8 protein-coding genes are annotated in these 11,919 nt (G+C 60.3%); 5 read left to right on the top strand and 3 right to left on the bottom strand.

Annotation, left to right across the window (positions count from 1 at the left end):
- The first annotated feature begins 88 nt into the window (after window positions 1-88).
- Window positions 89-1,054, top strand: coding sequence for an alpha/beta hydrolase family protein (locus DNK06_RS16095; RefSeq protein WP_131181006.1), 966 nt, complete (start codon window positions 89-91; stop codon window positions 1,052-1,054).
- 82 nt (window positions 1,055-1,136) lie between these two features.
- Here the strand turns inward: DNK06_RS16095 and DNK06_RS16090 are convergent, their stop codons facing one another.
- From DNK06_RS16090 to DNK06_RS16080, 3 genes are read right to left on the bottom strand one after another with little or no spacing between them, the layout of a single operon-like run.
- Window positions 1,137-1,895, bottom strand: a complete 759-nt coding sequence (locus tag DNK06_RS16090) for a DnaJ domain-containing protein (RefSeq protein ID WP_131181005.1) — start codon at window positions 1,893-1,895, stop codon at window positions 1,137-1,139.
- A gap of 1 nt (window position 1,896) precedes the next feature.
- Window positions 1,897-2,568, bottom strand: coding sequence for an N-acetylmuramate alpha-1-phosphate uridylyltransferase MurU (gene murU, locus DNK06_RS16085; RefSeq protein ID WP_131181004.1), 672 nt, complete (start codon window positions 2,566-2,568; stop codon window positions 1,897-1,899).
- Window positions 2,565-3,590 (bottom strand): aminoglycoside phosphotransferase family protein, encoded by a 1,026-nt coding sequence (locus tag DNK06_RS16080; protein WP_131181003.1) that lies wholly within the window; start codon window positions 3,588-3,590, stop codon window positions 2,565-2,567. The genes murU and DNK06_RS16080 overlap by 4 nt, the downstream gene beginning before the upstream one ends.
- 1,306 nt (window positions 3,591-4,896) lie before the next feature.
- Here DNK06_RS16080 and ltrA point away from each other — a divergent pair.
- The 4 genes from ltrA to pdxA all read left to right on the top strand — a co-directional run bounded on the left by ltrA (window position 4,897) and on the right by pdxA (window position 11,897).
- Window positions 4,897-6,594, top strand: a complete 1,698-nt coding sequence (gene ltrA, locus DNK06_RS16070) for a group II intron reverse transcriptase/maturase (RefSeq protein ID WP_131181002.1) — start codon at window positions 4,897-4,899, stop codon at window positions 6,592-6,594.
- 145 nt (window positions 6,595-6,739) lie between these two features.
- Window positions 6,740-9,508, top strand: a complete 2,769-nt coding sequence (locus DNK06_RS16065) for an LPS-assembly protein LptD (RefSeq protein ID WP_131181001.1) — start codon at window positions 6,740-6,742, stop codon at window positions 9,506-9,508.
- Window positions 9,483-10,781 carry a peptidylprolyl isomerase gene (locus tag DNK06_RS16060; protein WP_131181057.1) on the top strand — a complete coding sequence of 433 codons (1,299 nt, stop codon included), beginning with the start codon at window positions 9,483-9,485 and terminating at the stop codon, window positions 10,779-10,781. The genes DNK06_RS16065 and DNK06_RS16060 overlap by 26 nt, the downstream gene beginning before the upstream one ends.
- Before the next feature lie 99 nt (window positions 10,782-10,880).
- Complete coding sequence (gene pdxA, locus DNK06_RS16055) at window positions 10,881-11,897, top strand: 4-hydroxythreonine-4-phosphate dehydrogenase PdxA (protein ID WP_131181000.1); 1,017 nt, start codon at window positions 10,881-10,883, stop codon at window positions 11,895-11,897.
- Window positions 11,898-11,919: the final 22 nt, after the last annotated feature.

Below are 11,919 nucleotides of genomic sequence, written 5' to 3'. Positions count from 1 at the left end.
CACAAAGCCGCATTAAGCTACAGCAGGATCTGACAAATCCACGACAAGTGATTAGGCTCTAGCCGCTATCCAACATCCGGGCCATACGATGATGCGCTTTCGACACCCGCCACGCTACCTGCTGTGCCTGACGCTGCTGACGAGCGCGATGGCCGTGCAAGGCGATCAGAGTCCACCCGCCGAAGCCGGCGAGCAAAGCGACTCTGCGCCAGAGCCGCGTGCGCCATTGGCCGAACGCAGTGACCTGGAAGCCCTGGCGCTCGAACGTCAACTGACAGCCAATGAACAACAGCGGCTCGATGCAGCCGGCACGCCTTTTCTCGCCCTTTGGCTGCCAGCCAACGATCCAGCCCCCAAAGGTGCGGTAATCCTGCTACCGGGCGATAACGAAAGCGCCGATGCACCGCGGATCATCGGCCCGCTGCGGCACAAGCTGCCGGATGTCGGCTGGCACAGCCTGAGCGTAAGCCTGCCGGATCCCCAGGGCGCCAACCTCCCCGTGCGCATTGCCGAGCCTCCGCTTGCCAGCGGCGATATACTTGCCGAGAACCCTGAAGAACCCGCCACAGTTGAACCGGTGCCTGCCGAAGAGCCCACGCAAAGCGCAGAAGATGCACGCGCTGCTCACGTCGAGCGTGTGTTTGCACGTATCGACGCCAGCCTCGCCTTCGCCGAGCAGCAACAGGCCAAAACCATCGTACTGCTGGGCCATGGCAGCGGTGCCTACTGGGCTGCCCGCTACATCGCCGAGCGCACGCCTGCCAACCTCGACAACCTGCTGCTGGTAGATATCCGTCAGCCGGAAGGCTTCGAGTCGCCGATCAACGACCTGTTGGTGCAGATCAAGGCCAATGTGGGCGACTTCTATTACCGGGACAGCCCTAGCGCACGCCAGGCCGCACAATTGCGCAAACAGATCAGCCAGCGGCAGCCGCAGCCCTCCTTAGTACAGATCGGCCTGGACGCTCTGCCGGGCAATTCTGGCGTGGCCGAGGAACAGTTGTTCAGACGCTTGCGCGGTTGGCTGGATAAACAGGCGAGTGCCGGCCAGTAGGCTTCCCACATGGCGCCCTGCCGCCATGTGCTGCTGAAGGATGAAGAGAAGTCAGCTACGAACCCGGATCACCCGATTCAACTCAACGAAAACCTCGCCGCTGGCGAATCAGCGCGTAGGCGTTGTGCAGTTCACGGGTCGTCTCGGTGGCTTCGCGCACCTTTTCGGGTGCCGCGCCGCTGCCGGCCATCTTGTCCGGGTGATGACGGCTGAGCAGACGCCGGTAGGCCTTCTTGATCTGCTCCGCGTCGCTGTCGGCATTCACGCCAAGCAGACGCAGTGCCTGCTGATAGCTACTGGGGGCAGCCGTCGGCGGGCCGCGACGTGGCGAGCAGGCCGCGCTCAATGCTTCCTGGGCATCGGCTGAAACCCCCAGCCATTTGCCCCACAGCAGAATCAGTTCGCGCTCGGTCTGCCCCACCCGGCCATCGGCCCAGGCCATGCGCCAGCAGGCACGCAGCAGCGCATCCGCATCGGCGCGACGGCGCTGTAGAGAACCTCGCAGATTATCCTGCCCCGTCTTGCCCCGAGAAAAAGCTTCGATGGCTGCCGCCTTGGCTGCCTCGCCAACAGCGAGACGCTGCATCTCGGCACGGGCCTGGCGGATATGGGCCTGTTGCACCACGCCGTCGCTTTTCGCCAGGCGACCGAGCATGACGAATAGCAGCTCATCATCGCGCACAGTCGTCTTGCCACGCAGGTGCTCACCCAGTGCCGTCCAGCCACGTAAACCGAGACGCCGGTCGAGCACCTGACCAAGCAGCCCGCCCAGCAGCAGGCCTGGGATACTCGCCAGCGCAAAGCCGGCCAGAGCGCCAACCAGGGTCAGGGGCCAATACATCTCAGCGCTCGTCCATCAGCAGGCGTTCGACTTCGGCCAGCCGTTCATGGGTACCGACATCGACCCAGCGCCCGGAGTAACGCTCGCCGCTCACGTTCCCCCCCGCCATGGCGTTGCGCAGCAGCGGCGCAAGCTTGAAGGCGCCCGGCTGGCAATCAGCGAACAGCGACGCGCCCAACACGGCGATACCGCTGTAGGTCAGGCTGTCGTGCTCTGCCACGGCATCCTCGACCTGCCCGCCATGCAGCAGAAAGTCGCCTTTCGGGTGATGTGGCGGGTTGTCCACCAGCACCAGATGAGCCTGTCCGGTCAAAGGGCGGCGCAGATTGGCGAAATCGTAATCTGTGAAAATATCGCCATTGACCACCACGAATGGCTCACCACCCAGCAACGGCAGGGCCTTGAAGATTCCGCCGCCGGTTTCCAGAGGCTCGCCCTCGGGTGAGTAGCGAATGCTCACGCCATAACGCTCGCCATCACCGAGATAATCCTCGATCTGCTGGCCGAGCCAGGCGTGATTGACCACCAGTTCGGTAAACCCTGCACGAGCCAGAGCCCGCACGTGGTATTCGATCAGCGGCACACCGGCTGCGTGCACCAGGGGTTTGGGCGTATGCAGCGTCAGCGGCCGCAGCCGCTCGCCCTTGCCTGCGGCGAGGATCATGGCCTTCATCGCCGAGCCTGCGCGGCGCGTTTGAGGTCAGCGATCAGCTCGCCGAGCTCCGCCAGTTCCGGTCGCCTGCCGAGTACGGCATCGATATAGGCGAAGAAACGCGGTACATCGGCCAGGTAGCGGGGCTTGCCGTCACGGTGGCAAATGCGCGCGAAAATACCGATCACCTTGAGGTGGCGCTGCACGCCCATCAGGTCGCTGGCGCGCAAAAAGTTCTGCACATCCTCCTGCACCGGTATGCCAGCCGCACGGGCCTGCTGCCAATAATCTTCGAGCCAGGCCTGCACGCGCGCTTCCGGCCAACTGAGGAAGGCATCCTTGAACAGGCTGGTGATGTCATAGGTGACGGGGCCGTAGACCGCGTCCTGGAAATCCAGCACGCCGGGGTTGGGCTCGCTGATCATCAGGTTGCGCGGCATGTAGTCGCGGTGCACCAGTACCTTGGGTTGCGCCAGGGCACTGTCGATCAGCAGCGCGCAGATGCGCTCCCAGGCTGCCTGCTGCATGGCATCGAAGGTGATGCCCAACTCCCGGGCAACATACCAGTCCGGAAACAATTGCAGCTCGCGACGCAGCAGGGCGTCATCGTAGTGCGGCAACGGCGTTTCCATCGGCAATCTTTGATAGGCCAGCAACGCGTCGATGGCAGGGCTGAACAGGCTGTCGGCATTGTCGCTGTCGATCACATCCAGGTAGGTCTCGCGACCAAGATCGCTGAGCAGCAGAAAACCTTGCTCGAGATCCGCTGCATAAATGTGCGGCACGTTGAGTTCGGCGCGCGCCAGCACATTCGCCACCTCGACGAATGGTCGGCAATTCTCCTGGGGCGGGGGCGCATCCATCACGATCAGGCTACGGCCAGCGGCCTGCCAGCGGAAATATCGGCGGAAGCTGGCATCGCTGCTCGCCGGCTGCAACGAGGCTTGTGGCACCTCGCCCCACTGCTTCGAGGCGAATAATTCCTGCAACTGGGGCGCAAGCCACTGTTGCAGATGCTGCAGACGTACATCTTGATCAGGCATTACAAGGGTCTCCGACGGCGCTAGCCGTTGCGCGGGTCATGCTTTATTATCCAGCATCTTGTGCGACACGCGTAGCGTGTCTCCTGCTTCGCGATGAGGAGTCATCGTGAAGGGTTCTCGCAAGAGAACTGATAGCCCGGTAGCCAATCTGGGAAACAAAACCGCCCAAGAAGTCCAGCGCTCAAAAGGACTCATTGTCGCTGCGGCGCAATAGCGTAACCCAAAGCCACTTAGCGCTCAGAAGCGTGGCTATGGTTCGATTTTCGAACTGGGAGTGCCTACTTCACTACGATGAGATCGACATGCAGAAACGTCTCGCCCGTACAGCAGATGAATCGGCAAGTCGGACAGAAATCCGCAACTGTTTCTCAGGATCACTGTCCAGACTGACCCGCAGCTTCGGTTGGATGATTTTTGTCTTCACAACCGTCTTGCTCATGGCCATCTATCTCAACATGTAGTGCATCACACCGGCCGTTTGGCCTCACCCTGGCGGGAAGAATCCCCGCAGGGGTTCCTCTTGCCTGAGAACAAGAGGAAACATCACGCTGACAAGCCATTCTATTGGGTTCTTGTCTATTCAACTGGAGACATGGGCGAAAGCTCTGTCTGTCATTGTCCAACCACTACCTGCACGGGGTGGTAGCGGACTCGTTGTGCGACCAACGATAGCCTAGGGAAACATGCGTCACGGGTAACGGTGGGGTATGAAGCTTTCCCGACAATGTAGCCCCCGTTAGGGTGCGGTTCTGCCGTGAGGCAAGCCGTGGATACTCGGAGCAGTACCGGGTTGAGGCGCTAGGCTGGCTGGTATGGGCAACATAAGTGAACCGCTGATAAACACCGTAAGGATAGCCATGCCAAAACTGCTGATAGGCATGAACCAAAAGGTACGAGGCCGGTTATCTCTGTGGGATGTGGGGATACGTCGTCATCAGCGCCTCCGGTGAAAAGGCGAGTCCTAACCCAGTCGTGTGACAGATAGGGAACGTGGTAAGCCCGTATCTCTGCCCTCGTGGCAGGTGAGCCGCAAGGCGAGCTGTTGGCGGTGCGGGTATGGGATCGCAGAGAAAGCGAATGCCGGGCTGTAATGGTTCGGATAGGGATTGGAACATCATCCCACGGGAAACCGGGCAGACTTCTGCGTGGTCTTTCGTCGCATGATCCCTGATTGACCTCGTCTCAATAAACCTCGGGCTCAGTTTCATCGAGCCCAACTCAACTACCCTTGGCGGGACACCCTCCCGTCAGGGAGTACGTGTGCCTCCGCTCAGGGTGGTTTCATCATCTTGAGAGGGAAAGCAGCATGAAAGAGCTCAGCCAACAGGCCGGGTCTGCGCTTTCCGGCGCTCCGCAGCAGTGGCACGACATCGATTGGTGTCGTGTACAGCGGAATGTCCGGGGAATGCAGGTGCGGATTGCGAAGGCTTGTCGGGAAGGCAAATGGCGCAGGGTGAAAGTCTTGCAACGGATGCTGACCCGCTCGAAGTCGGCCAGATACTTGGCCGTACGACGAGTCACTGAAAACCAGGGCAAGCGCACGGCGGGAGTCGACCGCGTGCTTTGGGATACACCTGACGCGAAATGGAAAGCGGCACAAGGGTTGAAGCGGCACGGATACCAACCACGGCCCCTACGGCGTGTGTTCATTCCGAAGTCGAATGGAAAGGAGCGCCCTCTGGGTATCCCTACCATGACCGACAGGGCCATGCAGGCGTTGTATCTGCTGGCACTGGCGCCCATTGCAGAAACCAACGGCGATCCAAACAGCTACGGCTTCAGGATCGAGCGTTCAACGGCGGATGCAATGGGGCAGTTGTTCGTCTGCCTATCCAAGAAGGCTTCGGCCCAATGGGTATTGGAGGCGGATATACAGGGATGCTTCGACCACATCAACCATGACTGGCTGATCGCCAACGTCCCGACGGACAAGGCGGTTTTAAGGAAGTGGCTGAAGGCTGGTGTAGTACACAAGAGCCAGCTACAGGCAACGGACGCCGGTACGCCACAAGGCGGGATCATCTCGCCAACTTTGGCAAACATGGCACTCGATGGCCTGGAATCACAGCTCAAGCAGCATCTGAGCGTGACAAGGGCCAAGAAGCTGAAAGTCAATGTGGTGCGATATGCAGATGATTTTGTGATCACAGGTGCCTCCCCGGAGGTGCTGGAAAACGAGATCAAACCTTGGGTAGAGCAGTTCCTGGCAGTACGCGGGTTGCGGTTGTCATCCGAGAAAACGCAGATCGTCCACATCGACCAAGGCTTCGACTTCCTGGGATGGAACTTCCGCAAGTATCAAGGGAAGCTCCTGATCAAGCCGAGCAAGAAGAACGTCAAGGCGTTTTACAGCAAGGTCAAGGAAGTTATTGAGAGCAGCAAAACGGCAAGACAGGAGGATCTAATCCGAGTGCTGAACCCGATGCTGCGAGGCTGGGCGCTATATCACCAGCCCGTAGTTGCCAAACAGGCGTATAGCCGTATGGACAGTAGAGTGTTCCTCAAACTCTGGCGTTGGGCGAAACGGCGACACCCGAACAAATCGCTGGAATGGGTGCAAAAGCGGTATTTCAGCACCACTGGCGACAGAAACTGGGTGTTCGCCACCATGGTAACGGAGGAAAGTGGGACAAAACGGGAAATTGCGTTGTACCCGCTTGCGGGTACGCCAATTGAGCGACATAAGAAGGTGAGCGGGGAATACAACCCCTTCGATCCTTCCATGGAGGAAATGGGCGAAAAACTGCGGATGGAGCGGATGCTGAAAAAGCTGAAGTACCGGACTCAAGTTGTCAGCCTATTCCAGAGCCAAAAAGGACTGTGCACGCTGTGCAAACAACCGATTACCAGAGAAACGGGGTGGCACGACCACCACATTATCTACCGCTCACAAGGTGGTAGAGACTCCCTGGACAACCGGGTACTATTGCACCCAATTTGTCATACACAACTCCACATACGTGGCCTGAAAGTGAGTAAGCCGGCCTTCTCGGGGGCATTGTAAAGGCTTGAGCCGTATGCGCTGAAAGGCGCACGTACGGTTCTTAGGGGGGAGTTGGCCAGCAATGGCCGGCTCCCACCCGACTTTCAGCCCATCGAGAGGCGTGCGGCCCCTGGGCCAAAAGCGCACAGGAAGCCCGGAAAACAAGATGGCAGTAAAATACCCCGCTTTTCGCAAGAAATTCCCGCTTCTGGTAACGGGCGGCCTGTTGGCCCTGCAACCCTTCGCCAGTCCATTCGCCACTGCTGCCGAACAGTTCGATTGCCAGGCGTCGCCTACCGGCGGCTGGGCCTGTGCGCCAAAAACCAGCACTGCCAATCTGCCCATTCGCCCAACGCACAGTAGCAATGCGCTGAGCACCGGCACGGCTGCCGCGGCGACTGCCAAGCCTGAGACCAAGGCCGCGCCAACGCAAGTCACCGAAAGTGGTGGCCGAGCGCTGGCATCGCGCAGTGCCGATTACAGCCACCTCGACTGGGTACCGCGCGAGCAGTTGACCAGCGCGCAGCTGGCCGAGATCGGCCCATCCTGCTCCGGCTCTTACATCGAGCCGAGCCGCCCGGGCATGAACGACACCACGCCGATGAGCGAAGCGCCGATGTTCGTTTCGGCCCGCGCCTCGCGTTACCAGCAGGAAGAGCAGGTCGCCACCCTCGCTGGCGATGTGGTCGTGCGTCAGGCCGGTATGCAGGTAGAAGCCGATGAGGCCAACCTGCATCAGGCGGAAAACCGCGGTGAGCTGACTGGCAATGTACGCCTGCGCGATAAGGGGGCTCTGGTCGTCGGCGATCGCGCCGAACTGCAACTGGACAACGGCGAAGCACGCATCGAAAACGCCGAGTACGTGATGCACGCCGCCCACGTACGCGGTAGCGCGGCTTACGCCAAGCGTGAAGAAACCGCGATCATCCGCCTCAAGGATGGCACCTACACCAGTTGCGAACCCGGCAGCAACGCCTGGCATCTGACGGGTAACAACATCACTCTGAATCCGGCCACCGGCTTCGGTACCGCGACCAACGTCACGCTGCGGGTCAAGGATTTTCCGGTGTTCTACACACCGTATATCTACTTCCCGATCGATGACCGTCGCCAGTCCGGCTTCCTGCCGCCCAGTTTCGGCAGCTCCAGCGACAACGGCCTGACCATTCAGACGCCCTACTACTTCAACCTGGCGCCGAACTTCGACGCCACCCTGTATCCGACCTACATGGCCGATCGCGGGTTGCTGCTCGAAGGCGAATTCCGCTACCTGACCCGCAACAGCGAAGGCCAGATCGGTGCTGCTTATCTCGATGACAGCAATGACGACCGCAAACTGCAGTCGGACTACAAGGATCAACGCTGGATGTACAGCTGGCAGCACAGGCAGGGCCTGAACAAGCGCCTGCTGGCCGAAGTCGATTACACCGATATCAGCGACCCGTACTATTTCCAGGATCTGAGCACCGACCTGGGTATCGATACCACCCGCTACGTCAACCAGCGCGGCACCCTGACCTGGCGCGGCGATAGCTACACCGCGCGGCTCAATGCACATGCCTACGAACTGGCCACCATTACCGATCTGACCCCTTACAACCGTCTGCCGCAAATCACCCTCGATGGCAAGCTGCCCTTCCAGCCAGGTGGTTTGAACTTTACCTATGGCACGGAACTGGTGCGTTTCGATCGTGATCTGCGCAGCGGCAACTTCATCAACGAAGATGGTGTATCCGAGGGGCCGTGGTATGACGCCCGGCTGCGCGGTTTGAAGCGCGCCAACGGTACGCGTTTGCACGTCGAACCCGGCGTCAGCCTGCCGCTGGACTGGAGCTGGGGCTTCGTCAAGCCCCAGGTCAAATACCTGCAGACCAACTACGACCTGACCCTGGATAGTCTCGGTAAATCTCAGATGGCCGCGGCCGGAAATGACTTTGAAAGCAGCCAGAGTCGTGGCGTAGGCCTGTTCAGCGTAGACAGCGGCCTGTATTTCGACCGCGATACCACGCTGTTTGGCAACCCAGCCCGACAAACGCTCGAACCGCGCCTGTTCTACCTCTACGTCCCCGAGGAAGATCAGTCCGATATCCCGGTGTTCGACACTGGACTCAGTAGCTTCAGTTATTCCTCACTGTGGCGCGAAAACCGTTTCAGCGGCAAGGATCGTATTGGTGACGAGAACAAACTGTCCTTGGGCGTAACCAGTCGCTGGATAGAGCCAAACGGTTTCGAGCGCCAGCGCTTCAGCATCGGCCAAGCGTTCTACTTCGAAGACCGCAAGGTGCAGATGCCGGATATCGACTACCGCACTCGCTCTGAAGCCCAGTCCTCGGTGTCGCCATATGCTCTGGAGTATATGTATCGCTACAATCAGGACTGGCGCTTCACGTCGGACTTCAATTGGGATCCTGATACCCATCGCACCCGCTCTGGTAGCGCCATGTTCCACTACCAGCCCGCAGACAATCCGCGCAAGGTGATCAACGCAGGGTATCGTTATCGCAACGACACGCTCAGGTACGATCAGAGCACCGGCGAGTGGAGCTATGGCGGCGATTATGGCAGGCCAGGCACCGACACCTACATCAAGGACTACTACAAGATCAGCCAACATGACTTCTCCGTCATCTGGCCGCTCGGCCCGCAGTGGAGCGTGATTTCCCGCTGGCAGTACGACTACGGCCGCAACCGTACCCTGGAAGCCTTCGGTGGCTTCGAGTACGACAGTTGCTGCTGGAAGCTGCGGGTCATCAACCGTTACTGGATCGACTACGACGAAGTCAGCCTCAACCCTTCTCGTAACGACGAGCCGGATAACGGCATCTTCCTGCAAATCGTCCTCAAAGGCCTGGGCGGCGTGACTGGCAGCAACGTTGAGACATTCCTCGACCAAGGCATTCAAGGTTATCGTGAACGTGAAGATCAAGCTTTCTGAGTGCGTGCGCCCACTGCTGTTGGGCGCGCTGTTTCTGGGTACCGCGGCACACGCCGATGTACAACCCCTCAACCGCGTGGTGGCGATCGTCGATAACGACGTGATCATGCAGACTCAGCTCGACGCCCGTGTCCGCGAGGTTCAACAGACCATCGCCAAGCGCGGTGCCGAGGTACCACCGGCCGATGTGCTGGCCCAGCAGGTGCTGGATCGCCTGATCATCGAGAATATCCAGTTGCAGATGGGCGAGCGCTCCGGCATTCGCATCAGCGACGAGGAGCTCAACCAGGCCATCACCACCATTGCCCAGCGCAACGGCATGAGCATCGAGCAGTTCCGTGCCGCACTGGCCCAGGACGGCTTGTCGTTCAATGAGGCCCGCGATCAGGTCGCCCGCGAGATGGTCATCAGCCGCGTGCGCCAGCGCCGTGTGGCCGAGCGCATTCAGGTAACGGATCAGGAAGTGAAAAACTTCCTGGCCTCCGACCTGGGCAAGATGCAGCTGTCTGAAGAGTTCCATCTGGCCAACATCGTTATCCCGGTGCAGGAAGACGCTTCCTCCGACGATCTGCAGGCTGCCGAGCAGCGTGCTCAGGAGATTTACCAGCAAGCGCGTCAGGGCGCTGACTTCGGCCAGTTGGCCATCGCCCACTCGGCCAGTGAAACCGCGCTGGACGGCGGTGACATGGGCTGGCGTAAAGCGGCGCAGCTACCCCCTCCGTTTGACAACATGATCGGCGCCCTGAACGTAGGCGACGTGACCGAGCCGATCCGCACACCCGGTGGTTTCATTCTGCTCAAGGTGCTGGAGAAGCGTGGTGGCGAGACGGCCGTGCGTGACGAAGTGAACGTGCGTCATATCCTGATCAAGCCCAGCGAGATTCGCAGCGAGGCCGAAGCCCAGGTTCTGGCCGAGCGTCTCTATCAGCGCATCCAGTCCGGGGAAGACTTCGCCGAGCTGGCGAAAAACTTCTCCGAAGACCCGGGTTCGGCCCTCAACGGCGGTAGCCTCAGCTGGATCGACCCCAACGCTCTGGTGCCGGAATTCCGCGAAGTGATGAACAACACCGCCAGCGGTGAAGTCTCCAAGCCGTTCAAGAGCCAGTTCGGCTGGCACGTACTGCAGGTCATGGGCCGTCGCGCCACTGACAGCAGTGAACAGATGCGCGAGCAACAGGCATTGAACCTGCTGCGCAACCGCAAGTATGAGGAAGAGCTGCAGACCTGGTTGCGCCAGATCCGCGATGAAGCCTATGTAGAGACCAAGCTGTAAGTTCAGGTTGGTACTGCACGACCAAGCCCGGCCCAGCGCCGGGCTTTTTCATTGCTGTCTGCGCTAGAATCGCCAGCGCCCTGTTGTCGAGAGTCGATCATGCCCAACTGCCTGCGTTTCGCCCTCACCCCCGGAGAACCCGCCGGCATTGGCCCGGATCTGTGTCTGCTGCTCGCTCGCGAGCGCCAGGCGCATGCACTGATCTGCATCGCCAGCGCGTCGTTAATGCAAGCGCGCACAGTGCAACTGGGCCTGGATATCAGGCTGATCGAAACCGGCCCCGATGACTGGCCACTGCAACCAGCCCCTGCCGGCAGCCTGTATGTATGGGATACCCCGCTGGGTCAGCCTGTACAAACCGGCCACCTGGACAAAGCCAACGCCGCTTATGTCCTGCAGACCCTGACCCGTGCCGGCCAGGGTTGCCTGAAGGGTGACTTCGCAGGGCTGATCACCGCCCCGGTGCACAAGGGTGTGATCAATGAGGCCGGCATCGCCTTTTCCGGCCATACCGAGTTTCTCGCCGACCTGACCAACACCGAACAGGTTGTGATGATGCTGGCGACCCGCGGCCTGCGCGTTGCCCTGGTGACGACACACCTGCCGCTCAAGGATGTGGCAAGCGCGATCACCGATGAGCGCCTGCAGCGCGTAACGCGCATTCTGCATGCCGACCTGCGCGACAAGTTCGGCATCGCCGATCCACGCATCCTGGTCTGCGGCCTGAACCCCCATGCGGGCGAAGGCGGTCACCTGGGGCGCGAAGAAATCGACGTCATCGAGCCGGTGCTGCAGCAACTGCGTGCAGAGGGTCTGAACCTGATCGGCCCGCTGCCCGCCGACACGCTGTTCACCCCCAAGCATCTGGATCACTGCGACGCAGTCCTGGCGATGTATCACGACCAGGGGCTGCCGGTACTCAAATACAAGGGTTTCGGCGCCGCGGTGAACGTGACCCTGGGCTTGCCGATCATCCGTACATCGGTCGATCACGGCACCGCCCTGGATCTGGCCGGCACAGGACGCATCGATTGTGGCAGCCTGCAGGTCGCACTGGAAACGGCCTACGAAATGGCCCAGGGCAGCCGCAAGCTGCAAGCGACAAGCCACAAGTAGAAGCGCTGCAGCGGCGCAGGCA

The organism is Phytopseudomonas daroniae, assembly GCF_004327285.1.
GTDB lineage: Bacteria > Pseudomonadota > Gammaproteobacteria > Pseudomonadales > Pseudomonadaceae > Aquipseudomonas > Aquipseudomonas daroniae.
Note: the sequence above shows the minus strand (reverse complement) of the source record. Positions and strands in the feature narration are given on the sequence as shown.